We start from the raw sequence: 19,303 nt of genomic DNA on the forward strand, positions 1-19,303 counted from the left end.
TCTTGTGCCTTACCGGTTTAGCGTCGCGTAGAGGCTGCCAGCGCGGGCGCCGGAGCGGCAATAGCCGAGGACCGGGCCGTCGATTTCGGACATGGCCTCGTGAAACCGGATGATCTGCCCCTCGGTCAACATGCCCGAGACGGGGATGTGGACGACGAGGAGGCCGTGTGCCTCAGCGGCACGGGCGACGTCATCGAAGGCGGGCTGGCCGTGTTCCTCGTTGTCGGGCCGCGCGCAGACTATGCCCGAAAAGCCCATGCGCTTGATTTCAGCAATGTGATCGGGGGTGATCTGACCGGTGGTCGCGAAGCGGCTGTCGATCCTGTTGATGTTCATTTTTGGTACCTCTTGGGTTGAACGAGGGGACGCTCACGCGTTCCGGGTATTTGCTCTTGCCGCAAGCGCCAATCTCGCGGACCGCGCAAGGGCAATGCCGCCAATCATTGCGGCAACGAAGATCAGCGCGTCCGGCTCGCCCAATCCAAGCGCCGGGATAGCGCCGCCCGGGCAGAACCCGGTGATGCCCCAGCCGATGCCGAAGATTGCGGCACCCGCAACGAGCGGAGTATCGATCTGACGCGCGGTGGGCAGATGGAAGGACTTATCGAAAAGCGGCGTAGGGCGCTTGAGGACAAACCGATAACCGATGGCCGTCACCGCCAGTGCGCTACCCATGACGAAGGCCAACGAGGGGTCCCAGGTCCCGGCGAAGTCGAAGAAATTGAGCACCTTGGCCGGGTTCGCCATGCCCGAGATCGCAATTCCCGTGCCGAAAACGAGGCCGATGAGACCAGCGAAAAAGACCTTTTGCATCAGAGACCTCCCAGGACATGGCGAATGACGAAGACCGTCGCGGCGGTCGAGGCCATGAAGACGGCGGTTGCGGCGATCGACCTTGGGGACAGCCGCGCGATGCCGCAGACACCGTGGCCCGAAGTGCAGCCGGAGCCGAAATAAACGCCAACGCCGACGATGAGACCGCCGGCAATCAGCCAGGGCACGGGAGCAGGACTAACGAAGCCCACGACATCGCCGAAGAGCCCGCCGAGCAGGACGGGCGCCACGATAGCGCCGGCAAGGAAGGCCGCGCGCCATCCCCAATCGGGGGACAGCGGCGGAATAACGGAGGCAAGAATGCCGGTCATGCCCGCGATACGGCCGTGCAGCGCCATCAACAAGACAGCGGCAAGTCCGATCAGCGCGCCGCCGGCAAGCGACAGGAACGGTGTAAATTCAGTCAAGATAAGCCTTCAAAGTTCGGGGTGGCTATGTCGGGCGCGCTCAGTCGGCGTCCGGGCGGCAGAAGAGATCGTACATCGTGCCGATGATCGCCTTCACCTTGGGATCGGCGAGGCTGTAGAACACGGCTTTGCCTTCCTTGCGTCCGGCAATCATGCTGGCGGCACGCAATTCGGCGAGTTGCTGGGAGAGGCCGGGCTGGCGAATGTCGAGCAGATCCTCGAGTTCGCGGACGCTCTTTTCGCCTTCCACCAACGCGCAGACGACGAGTAGACGGTCGCGATTGGCGAGCTTTTTGAGAAAGGCCGATGCCTCATCGACCTTTCCCTTGATGACCCGGGTTTCCCTTGAGAGTTCGGTTTGCGTCATCAATTCTACCATGCCGCGCCCTCGAGCGCGTTGAGCGGAATCTTGAGGTACCGCCGCCCGTTGCTCTCGGGCTGAGGGAGCTGCCCGGCGTTGGTGTTGATCTGCAAAGCGTGCAGGATCAGCTTGGGCATGGGGAGCGTCCGGTCCCGGGCGTCACGCGCGGCGACGAACTCTTCCATGCTCTTGAACCTGGCCATGTGGATGTTTGCGGCTTTTTGCTCGGCGACCGTGCTTTCCCACATTGGTTCGCGGCCACCGGGCTGATAGTCGTGACCGGTAAAGATGCGGGTTTCGTCAGGGAGCGCGAGGATATCCTGGATCGAGTTCCAGAGCGCCTTCGCGCTGCCGCCGGGGAAGTCGGCACGCGCGGTGCCGCTATCGGGCATGAACAGCGTGTCGTGCACGAAGGCCGCATCACCGATCACATATGTGATCGACGCCAGCGTGTGCCCAGGCGAGAACATAACGTGCGCCGGAATATTGCCGACCGTGAAGGTCTCCTTGTCCGCAAAGAGCTTGTCCCACTGGCTGCCGTCTTCGCGGAAATCGGGCCAGTTATAGATACCCTTCCAGAGCTTTTGTACCTCGGTCACCTTCTCGCCGATGGCCGTCGGCGCACCGGTCTTTTCCTTGAGGTACTGGGCCGCGGAGAAATGGTCGGCATGCGGATGCGTATCCAAAATCCATTCGACCCTGTAACCCTTCTCTGCAATGAACGCGAGAATCCTGTCCGCCTGCTCGGTGCCGGTCGCGCCGGACTTCTCATCGTAGTCGAGCACCGGATCGATGATTGCGCAGTTTTTGGTTCCCGGGTCGGCCACAACATACTGGATGGACCACGTACGGGGTTCGAAAAAGCCGGTAACTTCGGGTTTGGCTGTCATGGATGTGTCCTGAACCTGGATATTCGCGCGGCGAATGCCGCTGTTGATCGCTACATAATAATGATTGCATTTTTCTGCAAGCGTTATTTTGAATTGAACTGCTTGACCGAGGTCAAGGACGCTGCCTTGCCCTCATTTCACATTGGCGTTCCCCGCTATCCAAACCGAGCAACGCCATGGCAAGCAGCCCCCCGCCCCGCCCTCCGTCGGCAGGAAAGCTGCGCGCGACGCTTGGCGCCTACCTGCCGGAAATCGTCTACGGTGCCAACGACGGCGTCGTGACTACACTCGCGGTGGTTGCCGGGGTAGCGGGCGCGCAGTTGCCCAACCAGATCATCGTGATCCTGGGGCTCGCCAATCTCGTCGCGGATGGATTTTCGATGGGCGCGAGCGCGCTCCTGTCGGAGCGCTCCAGGCCGAGCCCCCTGCGATTCGGCCCGGCCGGGCGCAAAGGTGGCGTTACGACGCTTGGCTTCGTTCTTGCGGGATGCATTCCCCTCTCCGCCTATCTCGTTCCCGGGCTGGGAGATATCCGGTTTGCGCTCGCGACATTTCTTGCCCTGGCGACGTTGTTCCTCGTCGGCGCCGCGCGGTCGTTCTTTACCACCAGATCGTTCGTCAAGGCGGGCGCCGAGATGCTTCTGATCGGGTCGGTCGCCGCGCTCTTTGCCTATGGCATCGGCCTCGTTGGTGCGCGGATCACGGGCTTTGCGGGCTAGGTTCTTTTGCGAGCGGCGGCATGTCCGGGACCGGACGCCGTTTTGAGTGCATAGCGGGTGACGATGGGCCCCAGCACCTCGAAAACCACGGTGCCGCCGACCGTGACAGCGAGAATGGTTTCGCCGTATTCGGGAAATTCGGTGGCGGCGAGCAGCGCCATGCCGACAGCGACGCCAGCCTGGGGCAGAAGGCTCATGCCGAGCCAACCGGATTCGCGCAATGACAGGCCCGAGATGACGCCACCTGCCCATCCGCCCATCAGCCGGCCAAGCACGCGGAAAACGAGATAACCTGCTCCAAATATGCCGCTGATCGCCAGCATGCGAATATCCAGCATGGCCCCGGCGAGAACGAAGAACACCGTCACGAAGGGCCATTCGAAATGCTCGATCTGACGGAAGGTATAGGCGTGGTGCCGCGCGAGATTGGCCACGAGCGCACCCGCAATCGTCGCGGCCAGAAGAAACGACGCACCGATCCACACCGCGAGACCGCCGCAGACCAACACAAAGCCGATCGCTTCGAGCAGAGAGGGTCTGCCGGGCTTCATACGACCGGACAAAAGCGCCATCGGGACGCCTGTCCCAATGCCGACGGCCACCGCGCCACCCAGGTGAACGGCGAGCGTGGCCAACCCACCGTCGCCTGCGCCATTGAGCGCGGCAATCGCTCCGATGGCGAAGCCGAAAATGATGAGGCCCCAGGCGTCATCCACCGCGACGATACCCAGGAGCAGACCGCCGAACTCCCCTTTGGAGCCAACCTCGGAAACGACGTCCTGCGTGGCAGCGGGGTCGGTCGCCGTCGCTACCGCGCCGAGAACGATGGCGACCACCAGCGGCGCACCGATGAGCGCAAGTCCGCCGCCGACAATTGCAAACGTCACGATGACGACGGCGAAGGACAGCGTCAGAACCTTGCGGCCGTGGGCGCGCAATTTTTCACCCGAAAGCTCGCTGCCCAACAGGAAGGCGATCATGGTGAGCGCCAGCGTGGCAATCAATTCGGAGGCCTCGTGGACGGCCTGCGGAAGCCAGTTGAGCCCGCTCGGACCAACGCCAACGCCGATCAGCACCAAAAGCGTGACGCGCGGCAACGCCGTGCGCTGGCCGATCCAGTCCGCAATAATGCTGACCAGCAGGATGATCCCCAGCCCAATCATGAGTTCATGCGGCATGCCAATCACCTCCCGGGGCCGACCCGTCAGCGAAACCGCGGCAAGGCTGCCGCAATCGATGTGGCGCGGTATTGATGCAGGTCAAAGGCACCGGTGTTTGCGTGCTTGACCCGGATCAATTCAATATGGCGGCGCGAGGGTCTATGCTCTTGATCTCAGCGACGGAGGCCGGACGATGGGCGAAATCAATCGGGAGTGGCACGAGACCCACAAGATGCCTAAGAACCCGACATTCGAAGAGCGGGTACATTGGCATCTCCAGCATGCCGCCAATTGCGCGTGCCGGCCGATCCCCAAGAAACTGCTCGAAGAGATGGAGCAGCGAGGAATGCCGCTCATAACGCCTCGCAGTCTTAAATAGGCGCATTCGCAGCGGCATGAAATAAGCGCATTCGCAGCGGCATGCGTCCCCTTGATCGCGATCAAAGCTGGAGCATTAGGCGCGTGTTACGCGTTGCAAGCAATAAAGAAGGAGCAATCCGATGCATGATTTCGAAGTTATCGAAACGCACGCGCAGCCAATGCTCTACGTCACCCGGCAATCATCCATGGACTCAGAGGAGATCGCCAAGGTGATGGAGGACGCTTTCGGTGCGATCGGCCGGTTCATCGGCGAAAATCAAGTCAGCCCCGCAGGCCCGCCGCTCGCTATTTACAGCGACTGGGACGGCGCAGAGATGACGGTCAAGGTCGGTTTTCCGGTTTCTTCGGACGACGCTGGAAAGGCCGGCGGCGACATACACGCCGGTGAAACCCCTGCGGGGCGCTGCGTCAAGGCGATCCATCACGGCGCCTATGACCACCTGCGCGAGACCTATGCCAAACTCGAACAGCATTTCAAGACCGCACATACCGGCATGCCGGCACTAACGTGGGAGGTTTATCCCAACGACCCGGATACGACGCCCGAGGACGACCTCATCACCGAGATTTACATGCCGCTGCCCAATGGCCAGCCTTGAAGATAAAGTCCGGTTCCTGTCTGACCCGCGCGTTTACCCTCACCGGCCAGATTCGGTCGAGGTTATCGAGACGCATATGTCATGGGTCTTTCTGGCCGGTGACAGGGTTTACAAGTTCAAAAAGCCTGTAGCGTTTCCGTTTCTGGACCATCGGTCCCTTGCCGCCCGCGCGCGCAATTGCACGGTCGAGGCCAAGGACAATGCGGTCCTGGCTCCCGACACTTACCTCGGTATAGCTGCGCTTCTTGACGAGGGAAACGGACGGCTGCGATTGGGGAGCGTCGGTGAGAATGGTGAGGTGGTCGAGTGGCTCGTCGTAATGAAGCGCCTCGACCGCGAAAAGACACTCGAAGCCAAACTTGATGCGGGAACGGTTCGCGAACACGACATCGCATGCGTCGCGGACCGGCTGATTGCCCATTATCGCAGCGAGGATGCGCGAACGGCGGATGGTGGGGCCTATCTGCGTCATCTCGAGGTCGAGCAGGAGGCCAATCGCAAAATCTTATTGCGGCCTGGCTTCGATCTTGGCGGTGAACTCAATGCAGTGGCAGTCGACGAGGTGGACCAGAGGTTTGCGGCGGTGCGGCCGGAACTCGCGGCCCGCGTCGCAGCAGGCTTCATCGTCGACGGGCATGGCGATTTGCGGCCCGAGCATATCTGGCTCGGGGACCCGCTGCAAATTTTCGACCGGCTCGAATTCGACCCAAAGATGCGTCTTCTCGATCCTTATGACGAGCTCAATTATCTCGGCCTCGAATGCGCCATTCACGGCGCACCGTGGGTGCAGCCGTTTCTGCTCGACAGGCTGAGAACGGCGCTTGGCCACCCGCCCTCCGATGCGCTTTTGGACTTCTACACGGCGTTTCGCGCAGTCCTGCGCGCGCGGATATGCTTGGCACATCTTCTCGACGACGTTCCGATGACACCCGAAGTCTGGCCTGGGATGGCCCGGGCGTATCTGGAACGCATGCCGGGAGCGCAAGCGAATATGACACCCTCAGATCGGATTGGCGGCCGAATTTAGGTGCCGGATCTTCCTGGCAAGCAAGGATGCGCAGGAAAGCGTCCTGATCTTTGCGCCGTTGGCGACGGTTCGGTCGACGGAGTCCGTGACGGTGACCGAAGCGACTGCGTCATTTTCCAGAAGTGCATTGATCTGGGGGCTGAAGACGCCGTGCGTCGCATAGGCGTGTACGGTGCGCGCGCCACGGTCCTTGCACGCTAGAGCCGCGCGCAGAATGGTTCCGCCGGAGCTGATCATGTCGTCGGCGATGATCACGTCCTTGTTCGCGACATCGCCGGTGAAAAGATCGCCCGAAACCACGCCCGCGCTTCGGTGCTTCTCCATGAACCCCAGACTGGCGGGCGTGCCGGTTGCTTTTTCCAGAGCCTCTTTGAGCATCTGAGCGCGTTTGACGGCGCCGGCGTCCGGCGCGACTACGGCAATCTCACTGCCCTTGGTGCGCTCGACGATGTCGGCGGCAAAGAGGCCCATCGGCTCTATGTGGACGGTATGGCACCGGAAAGCGTTCTGGAACGCGGCGAGGTTGTGCACATCGAACGCCACCACGGTATCGGTGCCCATGGCCTCGAAGAGTTGGGCAACGTAGCGCGTCGTGACGGGATCGCGCTGCTTGGTCTGGCGGTCCTTGCGGGCGTAGGCAAGGTACGGCACGACTGCAGTGACCCGCTCGGCGCCATTCTCCCGGCACGCGGCGAGGAAGAACAAGAGCTGCATGAGCTTGTCATTGGCCGATTGACGCGTGTCCCCGGCGAGGCTGTGGATAACGTAGACGTCGTCCGAACGCACCGTGACGAGCGGGCGCGCTTTGTGTTCGCCATCCTCGAACATCCGCTCCTCATGCGGATCGAGTGTAGCGCCCATCGCCTCGACGACGGCCATTCCCAGCTTGTGCGTTCCCTGGAGTGCGAAGATTCGCATGGGCGGCGTGCTCCAACTCGCATGGCAAGACCGTACGCAAGAAAGTCGGAGCGCCAAACCTCTTTTCCGGTCCGGCGCTCAAAGTATGACGCGTTGGCTAGCCGTGAATTTCGATTTTCTGCGCCGTGGCCGTATATTCGGCGGGCTTTTTCACCTTGATCTTGAGCACGCCCTTATCGAAGGCGGCGTCCACGGCCTTGGAATCGATCCTGAACGGCAGCGTCACCGAGCGGCTGAAGGAGCCGTAATGGCGCTCGCAGCGGTAATTTTCGCCGTCTTTCGTCTCGGTTTCGGACTTCTTCTCCCCCGATACCGTCAGGGTCTGATCGGTGACCGAAAGGTCCACATCTTTCTGATCGACACCGGGCAATTCGATGGAAACCGTAATCTCTTTTTCGGTCTCGTGAACGTCCATTTCCGGAAGCACTGCGGCATTCCGGTCGAACCACATGGCAGGGAAGTCGGTAAAGACCCTGTCGATTTCGTTGCGGAGCGAGGGTATCCAGTTACGGTTAGGCATGATGACGACCTCTTTGTCTCAACTAATCCGGGCGTATGCCCGGCTTGAAGAGACTATGACCGGCCCGGCATGCGCACATTGACCTGCGTCAAATGGATGTCGTGGCCCGCAGTTTGATCGAGGTCAACGCGCGGACTGGCGCGGGCGCGCAAAACTGGAACTCCAGCACCACTCCGGAGTTCCTACATGAACCAGATGCCCGCACATTTTTTCAAGGTCCGGCTCGAACTGGCGCGGGAAACCGGCCATCCCGGAGGGGATCGTGAAACCGGCTACGAGTTCGTCGCTCCTCTCGACGACGACGGCCGGATCGATACCCACCTTTGGCAACACAACGCCGCACCCTGCCCAGCGCGTTTTTTCGCACGCGGTCAGGAGGACCGGCACGGCACGCTGGCACGGACCGAGGGTGGCGAGTGGTTCTTCGACTACGACCCGGCCGCCGCGATTGACGATGAATACGGCTACCGGTTCGGCGACGAGCGTTTCGTGCGCGGCGAGTACGTATCGATTGCCGATACCGCAGGCAAGACACATACCTATCGCGTGATCCAGGTCGAAAAGCCATGATGCACAGCACACTCCACCCATCCGATCTCGCGCTGCTCGACGCCGTGCGCGCCGAGCTTGCCTACGAGCCCGGGCTCGACGCGGCGCGGATCGGGGTCGTGGTCAACCATGGCATCGTCACGCTCGTAGGGACCGTCACAAGCGCCGAGAGCAAGGGGCTTGCGGCGCGGGCAACGTTCCGACCGTCCGGCGTACGCGCGCTCGTCAATCACCTGAGGATCGACGAGGACGGCATGACGCGCTGGTCGGACGAGGCCATCGCGCTCAACGCGGTGGAGTGGCTTACCCAGAAGCTCGGTGAGGCAGCACGCTTCATAAAGATCGCCGTCGAAAAGGGTCATTTGACGCTTTCGGGCACGATCGAAACCGAAAGCCTGAAGGCTACAGCAGCCAAGGAAGCCGCAAAGCTAGCGGGTGTCGGTGCGATTACCAACGCCATTACGGTCACCGAGGCCCCCAGCGCCGAAGACATATTGCGCCAGATCCATGAAACCCTCGAGCCTCTGGGGGAGTTGACCCATAAATCCATTGCAGTGGATGTCAGCCACGGCAGCGTGACGCTCACCGGCAACGTCAATTCCTGGCATGCGCGCGAAGAGGCCGAACGCGCAGCATGGGCGTGCGAGGGCGTTCATCACGTTGAAAACAGACTGTTCGTCGACTGGTAGCGGCGGAAAATCGCATGAGCATCCGTAATCTCGACAAGGCGTTTCATCCTTCCTCGATCGCGGTCATTGGCGCCTCCGAGCGCGCTGGCTCGGTCGGGCAGAAGCTTTTTTCCAACATCCTCGAAGCGGGTTTCGAAGGGCCCGTCTGGCCAGTAAACCCCAAATACGACAGCATCGCCCGCCGATGCTGCTATGCAAAGGTCAGCCAGTTGCCCTATGCACCGGATCTCGCCGTGATCGCAACGCCGGCGGCGACCGTTCCTGGGCTGATCGAGGACCTTGGCGCTATCGGCACGCGCACGGCCGTTGTCCTGAGTTCCGGGATCACGACCGGGAACGGGCTGCGTCAAAAAATGCTGTCGGCGGCAAAGCCATATCTGCTGCGCATTATCGGTCCCAATACGATCGGGCTGATGCTGCCGGGACAAAAACTCAATGCGAGCTTCGGGCACATTGCGCCTCACGCGGGCAAACTGGCACTGCTCAGCCAATCGGGCGCCATCGCAACCACCCTGATCGACTGGGCACATGCGCGCGACATAGGCTTTTCGCATGTCATCTCGATGGGCGACATGGCCGATGTGGATTTCGGTGACTGCCTGGACATGCTTGCCCGCGACGGCTCGGTGAAGGCCGTGCTCATGTATCTCGAGACGGTCACAAACGCCCGCAGGTTCATGTCCGCGGCCCGCGCGCTCTCGCGCATCAAACCGATCGTTGCAGTCAAATCGGGGCGGCATGCGGAATCTGCGAAGGCCGCTGCAACCCATACCGGCGCCCTGGCCGGCGGGGATGCCGTTTTCGGCGCGGCGCTCGAGCGCGCCGGTATCGTCAGGGTCGATACGCTTGAGGAGCTTTTCGCGGCCGCGCAGGTTCTCGCGCACTTCCCGCCCCGGGCGAAGGGCCGTGTCGGTATCGTCACCAATGGTGGCGGCGCCGGGGTCATGGCGCTTGACAGCCTCCTCGACCATGGCGGCCAACTGGCGACGCTCGCGCCGGATACACTTGCGCGCCTCGATATGCTCCTGCCACCCAGCTGGTCGCACGCTAACCCCGTCGATATTCTGGGCGATGCACCGCCGGAACGTTATGCAGAAGTCATCGAAACGGTGGCCTGCGACCAGAATGTCGATACCGTCCTCGCCCTTGCCTGCCCCACGGGGTTGGCTTCAACCAAGGATAGCGCCGTTGTTCTCGCCGGCGCGGTAAAGGGTGGGCTCGTTGCGGGCAAGCCGCTGATCACGTCGTGGCTTGGGGATTTCACGGGCGCGCCGGCACGCGCCATACTGGACGATTCCGGGATCGTAAGTTTCGAGACGCCGGCACAAGCCGTCCAGGCCGTCACCTATCTCGACCGGCGCGCAACGGTTCGCGAAGCGATGATGCGTGTTCCAGATGCGGGTGCGGAAGACCTTCGCGTCGACAAGGCCACGCTCGCCGCGATTATCTCCCGGGCAACGCGGGAAAATCGCACGATGCTGACCGAGGAGGAAGCCAAGACCTTCCTCGCAGCCTTCGGCGTCGCGATCCCGAGGGCCGCATTCGCGCAAACGCCCCAGGAGGTCGGCGAAAGGGCAACCGCTCTTCTGGAAACAGCGGACGCTGTGGTGGTCAAGCTCGTCTCCAAATCCATCAGCCACAAGTCCGATATCGGCGGCGTGGTGCTCGGCCTCAAGACAGTCGCGGACTGCGTACTGGCGGCCGACGGCATTACCGAACGCCTCGAAAAGGCGCATCCGGGGCTCACGCCTGACGGTTTTTCGATTCAGGAAATGGTCGACATTCCGCACGCACGCGAACTCCTTGTCGGTACGAGCACGGATCCGATTTTCGGGCCCGCAGTCCTCTTTGGCTCGGGTGGCATTTCCGCCGAGGTCGTTGCGGATACGGCGATGGCCTTACCCCCGCTCGACGACCGGCTTGCCGGCGACCTCATCGACCGCACGCGCATAGGGCGGCTCCTTGGGGCGTATCGTAACGTTCCAGCCGCAGACCGGGATGCCGTTGTCAGGACACTGATCGCGGTGTCGCGGATGATCGCCGAATTTCCGCAGATCGAGAGCCTGGACATCAACCCGTTGCTCGCTGGCCCAAATGGGGTGATCGCACTCGATGCGCGCATTGCGCTCGACGCCGCTGCGGTCGACCGGCTCAGCCTCAAGCCCTACCCGTCAGGCTGGGACAAGCGCTTTACCTCGGCTAAAGGGGACGCGTTCGACATCCGCCCGATCCGACCCACCGATGCCGCGCTATATCCCGGCTTTTTCAAAAAGGTCTCGGCCGAAGACATCCGGCTGCGCTTCGATGTGTCTGTGTCCGAGTTGCCGCAAGACATGCTCGTGCGCCTTACACAGATCGACTATGACCGGGAAATGGCCTTCATTGCGCTTGAGGCCGAAACCGGCGCGCTTGCCGGCGTCGCGCGGCTTGTCGCCGATCCGGACCATGAAATGGCTGAATACGCCATTCTGGTGCGCACCGACCTTCAAGGCCGCGGCCTTGGCTGGGCGCTGCTCGATCATCTTCTGAGCTATGCGGCAGCCGATGGCCTTAAAACCGTCACGGGCAGCGTCTACGCGGAAAACGTCAAGATGCTCACAATGTGCCGGGAAATGGGCTTCTCGGTATCCGCAAACCCGGGCGACCCGGGCGTCAAGCGCGTGAAGATCGCCCTAGGGGAACGATTGCGGGCGCAGGCTTAGAGCCCGATTTAAAAGCCGAACGGGTCGGTCCGTCGGGTCTTGTTTGCCGTGGGCGGTCGAAAATCCCTCGCCAGCCCTCCGCCGCCGACTTTTAAATCAGGCCCTAGTGGCCAGCGTCATTGAAAATGACGGGCTACCGCTTCCCCCTCCCCGTCATCACCCGGCTTGTCCGGGTGATGACGGGGGGTGGGTTGGGAAACCCGCCATTTTCAATGACGCTGGCTACTAGCCCGCGCAGGTCGGCCTAAGTTGCTGGGGTCAGTGCGCGATCAGCACTGGAATCTTCGCATGCGTGAGGATTTCCCGGGTCACGCCGCCTAAAACCCATTCGCGCAGACGTGAATGACCGTATCCGCCCATGACCAGCAGATCTGCGTCGGCAACCTGCGCCTCTTCGATCAGCGTTTCGGCGACGCCTCGCCCCGGCGGAACCGGGTTGAGCTGGACCTTGACCCCGTGCCGGTCGAGGTGACGGGCGATATCGGTACCCTGAGCGGCTCGCTCGACGCTGCTCATGCTGTCATCGCCCACCATGCAGACTGAAACGGACTTGGCATGGGCGAGGAACGGGATCGCTTCGGATACCGCACGCGCCGCCTCCCGGGTATTGCTCCAAGCAATGACGACGGTCCCGGGATCGAAGGTTTCGATGCCACCGGGAGGCACAAGCAAGGTCGCGCGGCCGGAACCGAACAGCACAGCCTCGGTGACTTCGACCGCCGGATTCTCGTGGCCATAGGGACGTGTCGTCACAAACAGGTCGAAAAGCCTCGCCTCGTGGAGGACTACGTCGCGCACGTGCGCTTGAAGGACGTCGTGACGGCGCAGCTCATGCCTGGCGTCGAGGCCGCTGAACCGCTCCTTGAGGGCCTTCATGTCCCGGTCTCCGCGCTCGCGGGCGTCGCGCTGGAGCTCATCGATCTCAATCGCGCCGAAGGCATAGCCGCCGACGGCCTGAATCTCGGGGAGCGATGTGACGTAAAGACCGGCGATGAAAGCATCGAACAAGGCCGCGATCTGCCGGGCCGTTTCGATCCGGGGGCCGTCATCGGCCCCGCCGTCGAGATAGACACAGATATCCTTGATCATTTCGGGCTCCCTTGGCCTGTGCTGATAACAGGTATCAGACGCCCTGCGTTCCATCGGCGCCTTGACTTGGGTCAACTCGCGAGGTGGCCGGGAGGGATGTCGTGCACCTCGACGCGCGAGGCAGCAACGTGCAACAGCACATCGGCCATCAACGTCTGCAACATGCCCCGCAACCCGTAAACGAGCAGCACCACGCAGCCGCGCGAGAGATCATGCCGCATCGTGGCGACCGTCCGTTCGGACGCCCAATCGGATACGTCAGCAAGCCGACGCACCGTAAACGATGCGGGCGCACCCATATGCTGCCATTCCGGCTCGCCCGGCGCGTGACCGCTCAGGAACAGTGCCGGGCAATCCTTGTCGCCGGACAAAAGCGCGTCCGCCGCCTGCGGGGTGGGAACGATAACCGCCATGTCGGATACGCTGGCGCCGTATGCGGAAATCTGCTGGAGCCCCTTGAGCGCGCTTGCGGCTTCGGGGAACACACATATCGCAACGCGATATGGCCAGCGCGTCGCACCGACAGTTGCCGCTTCGCCGGTCCGGCGCCCGCGTGATGGATCCGAGGTGGCCATTTTCGCCCCACCTTCCCTTCAAACGTCACGCCGCACGGGTGTCCACCTCGCAATCGCCGATGCGCTTGAGGCGTTTCATGTCGTGGATCAATACGGTCCCCGGGGTAGGAAGGCTGATGACGTCGAGCGATTTGAGCTTGGTGATGTTGCGGCTGACGGTTTCGATGGTCAGGCCCAGGTAATCCGCGATGTCGGCGCGGGTCATGGGAACGCTCAGCGTCTGGCTCGTGCCGATATCGCGCCGGCGCTCGGCAAGGCTGCACAGGAACGATGCGACCCGTTCAATGGCGGACTTGCGGCAAAGGGTAATCGAGAGGCTTTGCGCGGCGGTGATTTCGCGGCTGGCCATTTCCAGCATCTGGGCACCCAGTTCGGGCCGTTCCCGGACAGTGCGCAAGAGATCGGCCTTCGAAATGGTCCGTACGCGGGCGAATGTCAAAGCGTCGCAATCGAAGCTGTAGATGTCGGCCTGCCCCAGCCCGATGATGTCGCCGGGGAAAGCGAACGCCATGATCTGCCGGCGTCCGTCGTAAAAAACCTTGTAGACCCGGATGACGCCTTCGATGACTTCGTAAAGGTGGTCGGCGTCGTCGCCCTCGAAAATGAGCGGGTCATGCGCACGCAGCGTGCGGAGGCCCGTGTCCAGTGCCGAAGACACCGGCCAGGCGGATATTCCGTCTTGAGCTGACTGTATTTGACCCATGGCTCTTACCCCTGCACGCAATTTTGTGTCAGAAGCACTATGGGGCCGGGCCGTAACGCGCTTGCGCCGCCCCTGTAACGCCATGTAACATTTCGTATCAGGCAATCCTCTTAGACAAAAAGTAGTACCCAAGGGATGAAAACACCAGGTGCGCCTCACATCCTGGTCGTAGACGATGACGAGAAGGTTCGGCGTATACTCCGCCGCTGCCTGGAAGACGAGGGTTACACCGTTTCCGAGGCCGCTGACGGTCAGGATGTGCAGGACCACCTCGGCCGGTCACTCGATCTCATCACGCTCGATCTCAACCTGGGTGGCTCGGACGGGCTCACCATCGCGCGCGAGATTCGGCAAACATCCGACATCCCGATCATCATGATCACCGGCAAAGGCGATATGATCGACCGTATCGTCGGGCTCGAAATCGGGGCGGACGACTATATCGCCAAGCCGTTCCATCTGCGCGAGGTCCTGGCACGGGTGCGTTCGGTTTTGCGCCGATCAAGGCCCGAGCGTCCGCAAGAACAGGCCCGGACGACGTCTGACGACGTCATCCGGTTCAACGGCTTCGCGCTCGATATTGAAAGGCGCACGCTCACAGGCCCCGAAGGGGCAGTCAACCTTACGAGCGGTGAATTCGACCTTCTCACCGTATTTGCCCGGCGTCCCCATCGGGTTCTGAGCCGCGACCAGATCATGGACCATCTCAAGGGTCACGACTGGACTCCACTCGACCGGAGCATCGATAACCAGATCGCGCGGCTGCGGAAGAAGATCGAAGCCGATCCCTCCGAACCCGCGCTGCTCAAGACCGTTCGCGGCGCAGGCTATACCTTCACACCAAGCCGCACACCTTAGGCACCGTTGCCCTTGAGCGCGCCGGCGACTGCTTCCGCAAGGTCCGCCATGCGGTAAGGCTTGCGGAGCACCTTGAGATGCGCCTCCGCGAGCGCATCGGAGCGCGTAAGCTCCTCAGCATAGCCGGACGTCAGAAGGGCCCTGACATTCGGGTAGAGGGCCCGCGCCTTGTTGCACAGCTCATAGCCGGACATGCCGCCGGGCATCACGAGGTCGGAGAACAGGAGGTCGACGTCCGGATTGGCGGCGAGAACAGCGAGAGCCTCCGCGCCACTGCCGGCTTCGAGGACGTTGTAACCGAGTTCCTTGAGGCGGGTAACCGTCAGGCGGCGGACACGCTCGTCGTCTTCCACGGCAAGAACCAGTTCGCCATTCCCGAGGGTTGCGACCGCGTCCTCGCCCCTTTCCAAGGCTTCACCCTGCTCGCGGTAGCGCGGCAGATAGAGGTTGACCGTCGTGCCCTTCTCGGCCTCGCTGTAGATCGTCGCGTGACCACCAGATTGTTTGACGAAGCCGTAGATCATCGACAGACCCAGCCCGGTTCCCTTACCCTTCTCCTTGGTCGTAAAAAAGGGCTCGAAGGCGCGCTCACGCACTGCGGGCGGCATGCCGGTGCCGGTATCGGAGACTGAAAGGCGCACGTAATTGCCCGGCGCGAGCCCCATTTCACCGGTTCCGTTCTCGTCATCGATCTGGACATTGGAGGTTTCGATTACCAGCCGCCCGCCCGAGGGCATTGCATCACGGGCGTTGACGGCCAGGTTGACGATGGCACTTTCGATCTGGGATGCGTCCGTGCGCACCATCCAAAGGTCTGGACTGAGCGCGTTGGAGAGGAAAATCGTTTCCCCAAGTGTCCGATGCAGCATATCGGTCAAGCCCAACACGAACGTGTTGAGGTTGACCGGTTCGGCCTCGAGATGGCTGCGCCGTGCGAAAGCCAGCAGCCGCGAGGTCAACCTGGCGCCGATTTCGGCAGCTTCGAGCGCCTCGGAGGCGAGTTCGCGCTTGTCGTCGGTGGTGAGCTTGGCATCGAGCATCTCGAGATTGCCGATGATCACGGTCAGAAGATTGTTGAAATCGTGCGCGATCCCGCCCGTGAGCTGCCCCATCGCCTCCATCTTCTGCGCCTCGCGCAGCGCGCGCTCGGTGGCCTTGTGTTCGGTCAGGTCGCGAATGATCCCGGCGAAATGGATCTGGCCATCGACGAAGAATTCGCTCACCGCCAGATGAATCGGGAAAACCGTCCCATCGGCCTTGCGCCCGACGACCTCGCGCCCGATACCAATGATCTTCTTGCGGCCGGTTTCCCGATACGCGCGAATATAGCCATCATGCTCGGAATGATAAGGTTCGGGCATGAGGAAGTGGACATTGCGACCGATGAACTCCTCCCGCGTATATCCGAACAGGTGTTCGGCCGCAGGATTGACCGTCATGATGATGCCGTTGCGATCAATGGTGACGATCCCGTCGACGGCGGAATCGAGAATGGCGTGAAGCTTAGCGGCCTCGCCGGCAAGGGATTCATCGGTCTGGAGATTGTCCGCCATCGGCCCCTGGCCCGCCCGCGTTCGCAGATTCCTTGCAGGCGATTTTAGCTTACGCCCGGCAAACAAGAAAGCGGTAAGGGTGTGACCCTCTGCCCCAGCGCTATTCAACCCGGGAGGAACATATGGGTGACCGCGCAGGCGGCGACACTTTAATCGCCGGGATACCTCAGCGCGCCTCCTGCGGCCAAAGTGCCTTCAAATGCCCCGGCATCTGGTCGATGACCTTGGCTGTCTCGCCAACGTCGAGTTCCGCCCACAGAACCTCGAATACACCTTGGGCGACCGACTTGGGATCGCGCGGAAACTTCGGTGGCAGCTCTTTTTCGATGTGTGCGCAGAATTCGTCGACCGTATGGTCATTAGTCGGCTTTCCGGAAATCCGCCACCCTTCGAAATAGAGCCCGCGGATCACCATGGGCAATTGCGCGGAAAGGTGCACGGCACTCTCGGGCGTCAGCCTGTCGCGCAGGGCGTGAAGGGTGGCCCGCAACGCCGAGTAGGCGTAACGGCGGTCCTCGAAATGGAGCGTTTCGGTGATTTTCTTGAGCCAGATATTGGCCTGCTGGACCGTATGATCGAAAGTTTCGTGCCCACTCATTTCTGTTCTCCTCCAAGGGGTTGCCGGATGGTTTCCGGACCTACCCTAGAAATGCAGGAAGGCCGAACCCGATCCATTCATCGACAATCCGATTGCTCGAACCATACGACCGGCTTTTCGTTCATCCCAATGACTGCCTCACCGTTGCGTGGCCGGCGATGGCACTGCCCCGGCGGCTGGCACGGTAAAGCCGGGAACAGCGCCCCGCCTTGATGCGGATCAAATCCCGCTCTTTGCGGCCATGTTAATCGGGAAGCATGTTGAACCGATATTACTCTACGAGGATATGCCGATGCCGAGTGCAGCGGTTCGCGACATTCTTGCGCATTACGACTCGGAAAGCCCGGGCATAAGAATGCATCTGGCCCGCATCCTGATGCATGGGAGGCTGGGCGACACCGGGAAACTCGTCATTCTCCCGGTCGATCAGGGCGTTGAGCACGGCCCGGCGCAATCGTTTTCGGCCAACCCAGCGGCCTACGACCCGGAATATCTCTTCGATTTCGCCATTGCCGCCCGTGTCAGCGCCTTTGCCGCACCCTATGGCCTGCTCGCGGACGGCGCCGCACGGCACGCAGGCGCGGTTCCGCTCATCCTCAAGGCCAACAACAGCAACAATCTGAGCTCCGAAAAGGACCAAGCGGTCACAGCGACAGCATCCGACGCACTGCGGCTGGGTTGCGACGCGATCGGATATACCATCTATCCCGGCGCCGATAAGCAGTATGAAATGATCGAGGAAACCCGTGCCGGTATCGCTGCGGCGCGCGAAGTGGGACTGCCCACGGTCATATGGGCCTATCCGCGCGGCGGCAACCTCTCCAAGGCCGGGCAAACTGCCCTCGATGTTGTCGCCTACTCCGCCCAGATCGCAGCACAATTGGGTGCGCACATCATCAAGGTCAAGCTGCCGTCCCGCCACATCGAACACGAGGACGTGCGCGTGGCCTATGCCCGGGAAGATATCGACCGCAACGTCGCGCGCGAGCGGGTTGCGCACGTCATGCAGTCCGCCTTTGCGGGCAAGCGGATCGTCGTTTTTTCCGGTGGTTCGTCCAAACCGACCGATGAGGTTCTCGCCGATGTCACGGCCATCCGCGATGGCGGCGGATACGGCTCGATCATCGGCCGCAACAGTTTCCAGCGCCCGAGAGCCGAAGCGCTGGATCTCCTCTCACGCATCATGGCCGTGTACGAAGCGCCGGTTAGCAGCACAACGCAATGACAGCATCCATTCTCACAATCACGCTCAATCCCGCGCTCGATATCACCACAGAGACCGAGACGCTGGCTCCGCGGAAAAAGCTCCGCTGCGCGGCACCACGGCTCGACGTAGGGGGCGGCGGGGTCAACGTCTCGCGCGCTATCAAGGAGTTCGGCGGCGACAGCCTCGCCTTCGTCGTCCTGGGCGGGACTATGGGCGAACTCTACAAACGCATGCTCGAGCAAGCCGGCGTCGCCGCGTGTATCTGGCAGGGTGAGGGCGAGACGCGATTCTCCCTGACAGTGATGGAAAAGACGAGTGGAGAGCACTATCGTTTCGTCCTGCCTGGCCCAATGCAGCCGCACAATGCAGATGACGCGTTGTTCGATGCGATCCTTGCAACCGTTTCTCCCTCATGCCGGTACATCGTGGCCAGCGGCAGCCTGCCCGAAGGGCTGCGCACTGACTTCTATCGCAGGATTGCCGCGTTCTGCCGGGTCAACCGGCTCTCGTTCATCCTCGATACGCACGGCGCGGCGCTCAAGGCCGCGCTCGATGGCCGGCCATATCTCGTCAAGCTCAACCATCTCGAGGCACGCGAACTCATCGACGGTCCGCGCATGGAAGACAAAAGCGCCGCCCAGCTCGGACAGGCGCTGCGCGAACGCCATGCCATCGATGTCGTGATCATCACACTGGGTGATAAAGGTGCAGTCGTCGTCTCGGCGGACGAACCCGTCCATATCCGGCCGCCCAGAGTCAAGATCGACAGCACAGTGGGTGCGGGCGACAGTTTCGTGGGGGCGCTGACCTATGCGCTTAATGCGGGCTGGCCGCTCGATGAAGCCTGTCGGTACGGCGTATCCGCAGCGGCGTCAGCGGTCACCACTCCGGCCACCGCGCTTTGCGAGAAAGACCAGACCGACAAGATATACTCGGAACTCTCTACGCGCGTGTTGTCCTAACG

At 61.8% G+C, this 19,303-nt stretch carries 22 protein-coding genes; 9 read left to right on the forward strand and 13 right to left on the reverse strand.

Annotated elements, in window-relative coordinates; genetic code table 11:
• Positions 1–9: 9 nt before the first annotated feature.
• The 5 genes from LG281_RS03965 to LG281_RS03985 are packed head-to-tail and all read right to left on the reverse strand — an operon-like array spanning position 10 to position 2,492.
• Positions 10–336, reverse strand: coding sequence for a TIGR01244 family sulfur transferase (locus LG281_RS03965; RefSeq protein WP_404404570.1), 327 nt, complete (start codon positions 334–336; stop codon positions 10–12).
• A gap of 33 nt (positions 337–369) precedes the next feature.
• Positions 370–813, reverse strand: coding sequence for a DUF6691 family protein (locus LG281_RS03970; protein ID WP_404404572.1), 444 nt, complete (start codon positions 811–813; stop codon positions 370–372).
• Positions 813–1,241 (reverse strand): YeeE/YedE family protein, encoded by a 429-nt coding sequence (locus LG281_RS03975; protein WP_404404574.1) that lies wholly within the window; start codon positions 1,239–1,241, stop codon positions 813–815. The genes LG281_RS03970 and LG281_RS03975 overlap by 1 nt, the downstream gene beginning before the upstream one ends.
• Positions 1,242–1,281: 40 nt before the next feature.
• Positions 1,282–1,620 carry an ArsR/SmtB family transcription factor gene (locus LG281_RS03980; protein ID WP_404404576.1) on the reverse strand — a complete coding sequence of 113 codons (339 nt, stop codon included), beginning with the start codon at positions 1,618–1,620 and terminating at the stop codon, positions 1,282–1,284.
• The gene (locus tag LG281_RS03985; protein WP_404404578.1) at positions 1,614–2,492 is read right to left on the reverse strand and encodes an MBL fold metallo-hydrolase; all 879 of its coding nucleotides are present in this window, start codon (positions 2,490–2,492) and stop codon (positions 1,614–1,616) included. The genes LG281_RS03980 and LG281_RS03985 overlap by 7 nt, the downstream gene beginning before the upstream one ends.
• Before the next feature lie 176 nt (positions 2,493–2,668).
• Here LG281_RS03985 and LG281_RS03990 point away from each other — a divergent pair, with 176 nt between their 5' ends.
• Positions 2,669–3,211 (forward strand): VIT1/CCC1 transporter family protein, encoded by a 543-nt coding sequence (locus LG281_RS03990; protein ID WP_404404580.1) that lies wholly within the window; start codon positions 2,669–2,671, stop codon positions 3,209–3,211.
• Here the strand turns inward: LG281_RS03990 and LG281_RS03995 are convergent.
• On the reverse strand, positions 3,208–4,389 hold the full coding sequence (locus LG281_RS03995; protein ID WP_404404582.1) for a cation:proton antiporter: 1,182 nt from the start codon (positions 4,387–4,389) through the stop codon (positions 3,208–3,210). The two genes, LG281_RS03990 and LG281_RS03995, sit on opposite strands and share 4 nt — an antisense overlap.
• 482 nt (positions 4,390–4,871) lie before the next feature.
• On the opposite strand from LG281_RS03995, the gene LG281_RS04000 reads away from it, so the two are divergent.
• Positions 4,872–5,351, forward strand: a complete 480-nt coding sequence (locus tag LG281_RS04000; protein WP_404404584.1) for a GyrI-like domain-containing protein — start codon at positions 4,872–4,874, stop codon at positions 5,349–5,351.
• A gap of 76 nt (positions 5,352–5,427) precedes the next feature.
• A complete protein-coding gene (locus LG281_RS04005) occupies positions 5,428–6,378 on the forward strand; it encodes a hypothetical protein (RefSeq protein ID WP_404404586.1) in 951 nt (316 codons plus the stop codon).
• On the opposite strand, the gene LG281_RS04010 is transcribed toward LG281_RS04005, so the two are convergent.
• Together LG281_RS04010 and LG281_RS04015 are read right to left on the reverse strand one after the other, a co-directional pair.
• Positions 6,352–7,296 carry a ribose-phosphate diphosphokinase gene (locus tag LG281_RS04010; protein ID WP_404404588.1) on the reverse strand — a complete coding sequence of 315 codons (945 nt, stop codon included), beginning with the start codon at positions 7,294–7,296 and terminating at the stop codon, positions 6,352–6,354. The two genes, LG281_RS04005 and LG281_RS04010, sit on opposite strands and share 27 nt — an antisense overlap.
• A gap of 97 nt (positions 7,297–7,393) precedes the next feature.
• Entirely contained in the window at positions 7,394–7,816 is a 423-nt protein-coding gene (locus tag LG281_RS04015) for an Hsp20/alpha crystallin family protein (protein WP_404404590.1), read from the reverse strand.
• A gap of 186 nt (positions 7,817–8,002) precedes the next feature.
• Here LG281_RS04015 and LG281_RS04020 point away from each other — a divergent pair, with 186 nt between their 5' ends.
• Genes LG281_RS04020 through LG281_RS04030 form a run of 3 tightly spaced genes read left to right on the forward strand, consistent with a single transcriptional unit; the run spans position 8,003 to position 11,756 of the window.
• Positions 8,003–8,386, forward strand: a complete 384-nt coding sequence (locus tag LG281_RS04020) for a hypothetical protein (RefSeq protein WP_404404592.1) — start codon at positions 8,003–8,005, stop codon at positions 8,384–8,386.
• Positions 8,383–9,054, forward strand: a complete 672-nt coding sequence (locus LG281_RS04025) for a BON domain-containing protein (protein ID WP_404404594.1) — start codon at positions 8,383–8,385, stop codon at positions 9,052–9,054. Before LG281_RS04020 ends, LG281_RS04025 begins: the two co-directional genes overlap by 4 nt.
• A 14-nt stretch (positions 9,055–9,068) precedes the next feature.
• Positions 9,069–11,756: a GNAT family N-acetyltransferase gene (locus tag LG281_RS04030; protein ID WP_404404596.1), complete on the forward strand. Its 2,688-nt coding sequence runs from the start codon at positions 9,069–9,071 to the stop codon at positions 11,754–11,756.
• A 258-nt stretch (positions 11,757–12,014) separates the two neighbouring features.
• Here the strand turns inward: LG281_RS04030 and LG281_RS04035 are convergent, their stop codons facing one another.
• The 3 genes from LG281_RS04035 to LG281_RS04045 all read right to left on the reverse strand — a co-directional run bounded on the left by LG281_RS04035 (position 12,015) and on the right by LG281_RS04045 (position 14,123).
• The gene (locus tag LG281_RS04035) at positions 12,015–12,845 is read right to left on the reverse strand and encodes a universal stress protein (RefSeq protein WP_404404598.1); all 831 of its coding nucleotides are present in this window, start codon (positions 12,843–12,845) and stop codon (positions 12,015–12,017) included.
• A gap of 71 nt (positions 12,846–12,916) precedes the next feature.
• Entirely contained in the window at positions 12,917–13,420 is a 504-nt protein-coding gene (locus tag LG281_RS04040) for a hypothetical protein (RefSeq protein WP_404404600.1), read from the reverse strand.
• Between the two features lie 25 nt (positions 13,421–13,445).
• The gene (locus LG281_RS04045; protein WP_404404602.1) at positions 13,446–14,123 is read right to left on the reverse strand and encodes a helix-turn-helix domain-containing protein; all 678 of its coding nucleotides are present in this window, start codon (positions 14,121–14,123) and stop codon (positions 13,446–13,448) included.
• Positions 14,124–14,258: 135 nt separating this feature from the next.
• Between LG281_RS04045 and LG281_RS04050 the strand changes: the two genes are divergently transcribed.
• Complete coding sequence (locus tag LG281_RS04050; protein WP_404404604.1) at positions 14,259–14,981, forward strand: response regulator; 723 nt, start codon at positions 14,259–14,261, stop codon at positions 14,979–14,981.
• Here LG281_RS04050 and LG281_RS04055 read toward each other — a convergent pair.
• Both LG281_RS04055 and LG281_RS04060 read right to left on the reverse strand, forming a co-directional pair.
• Positions 14,978–16,534, reverse strand: a complete 1,557-nt coding sequence (locus LG281_RS04055; RefSeq protein ID WP_404404606.1) for a PAS domain S-box protein — start codon at positions 16,532–16,534, stop codon at positions 14,978–14,980. The two genes, LG281_RS04050 and LG281_RS04055, sit on opposite strands and share 4 nt — an antisense overlap.
• Positions 16,535–16,700: 166 nt before the next feature.
• Positions 16,701–17,132 (reverse strand): DUF2267 domain-containing protein, encoded by a 432-nt coding sequence (locus tag LG281_RS04060; RefSeq protein ID WP_404404608.1) that lies wholly within the window; start codon positions 17,130–17,132, stop codon positions 16,701–16,703.
• A 292-nt stretch (positions 17,133–17,424) separates the two neighbouring features.
• On the opposite strand from LG281_RS04060, the gene LG281_RS04065 reads away from it, so the two are divergent.
• Both LG281_RS04065 and LG281_RS04070 read left to right on the forward strand, forming a co-directional pair.
• Positions 17,425–18,357, forward strand: coding sequence for a class I fructose-bisphosphate aldolase (locus LG281_RS04065; protein ID WP_404404610.1), 933 nt, complete (start codon positions 17,425–17,427; stop codon positions 18,355–18,357).
• Positions 18,354–19,301, forward strand: coding sequence for a 1-phosphofructokinase family hexose kinase (locus tag LG281_RS04070; protein ID WP_404404612.1), 948 nt, complete (start codon positions 18,354–18,356; stop codon positions 19,299–19,301). The genes LG281_RS04065 and LG281_RS04070 overlap by 4 nt, the downstream gene beginning before the upstream one ends.
• Positions 19,302–19,303 lie beyond the last annotated feature (2 nt).

The organism is Pelagibacterium halotolerans (genome assembly GCF_044811015.1).
Taxonomy (GTDB): Bacteria; Pseudomonadota; Alphaproteobacteria; order Rhizobiales; family Devosiaceae; genus Pelagibacterium; species Pelagibacterium halotolerans_A.

Coding starts and splice junctions, on each gene's coding strand:
- LG281_RS04050 (WP_404404604.1), top strand. CDS start 14,259: ATGAAAACACCAGGTGCGCCTCACATCCTGGTCGTAGACGATGACGAG.
- LG281_RS03995 (WP_404404582.1), bottom strand. CDS start 4,389: ATGCCGCATGAACTCATGATTGGGCTGGGGATCATCCTGCTGGTCAGC.
- LG281_RS03985 (WP_404404578.1), bottom strand. CDS start 2,492: ATGACAGCCAAACCCGAAGTTACCGGCTTTTTCGAACCCCGTACGTGG.
- LG281_RS04015 (WP_404404590.1), bottom strand. CDS start 7,816: ATGCCTAACCGTAACTGGATACCCTCGCTCCGCAACGAAATCGACAGG.
- LG281_RS04005 (WP_404404586.1), top strand. CDS start 5,428: ATGTCATGGGTCTTTCTGGCCGGTGACAGGGTTTACAAGTTCAAAAAG.
- LG281_RS04000 (WP_404404584.1), top strand. CDS start 4,872: ATGCATGATTTCGAAGTTATCGAAACGCACGCGCAGCCAATGCTCTAC.
- LG281_RS03970 (WP_404404572.1), bottom strand. CDS start 813: ATGCAAAAGGTCTTTTTCGCTGGTCTCATCGGCCTCGTTTTCGGCACG.
- LG281_RS03980 (WP_404404576.1), bottom strand. CDS start 1,620: ATGGTAGAATTGATGACGCAAACCGAACTCTCAAGGGAAACCCGGGTC.
- LG281_RS03990 (WP_404404580.1), top strand. CDS start 2,669: ATGGCAAGCAGCCCCCCGCCCCGCCCTCCGTCGGCAGGAAAGCTGCGC.
- LG281_RS04010 (WP_404404588.1), bottom strand. CDS start 7,296: ATGCGAATCTTCGCACTCCAGGGAACGCACAAGCTGGGAATGGCCGTC.
- LG281_RS04025 (WP_404404594.1), top strand. CDS start 8,383: ATGATGCACAGCACACTCCACCCATCCGATCTCGCGCTGCTCGACGCC.
- LG281_RS04020 (WP_404404592.1), top strand. CDS start 8,003: ATGAACCAGATGCCCGCACATTTTTTCAAGGTCCGGCTCGAACTGGCG.
- LG281_RS04065 (WP_404404610.1), top strand. CDS start 17,425: ATGCCGAGTGCAGCGGTTCGCGACATTCTTGCGCATTACGACTCGGAA.
- LG281_RS04045 (WP_404404602.1), bottom strand. CDS start 14,123: ATGGGTCAAATACAGTCAGCTCAAGACGGAATATCCGCCTGGCCGGTG.
- LG281_RS04035 (WP_404404598.1), bottom strand. CDS start 12,845: ATGATCAAGGATATCTGTGTCTATCTCGACGGCGGGGCCGATGACGGC.
- LG281_RS04030 (WP_404404596.1), top strand. CDS start 9,069: ATGAGCATCCGTAATCTCGACAAGGCGTTTCATCCTTCCTCGATCGCG.
- LG281_RS04070 (WP_404404612.1), top strand. CDS start 18,354: ATGACAGCATCCATTCTCACAATCACGCTCAATCCCGCGCTCGATATC.
- LG281_RS04060 (WP_404404608.1), bottom strand. CDS start 17,132: ATGAGTGGGCACGAAACTTTCGATCATACGGTCCAGCAGGCCAATATC.
- LG281_RS04040 (WP_404404600.1), bottom strand. CDS start 13,420: ATGGCCACCTCGGATCCATCACGCGGGCGCCGGACCGGCGAAGCGGCA.
- LG281_RS03965 (WP_404404570.1), bottom strand. CDS start 336: ATGAACATCAACAGGATCGACAGCCGCTTCGCGACCACCGGTCAGATC.
- LG281_RS04055 (WP_404404606.1), bottom strand. CDS start 16,534: ATGGCGGACAATCTCCAGACCGATGAATCCCTTGCCGGCGAGGCCGCT.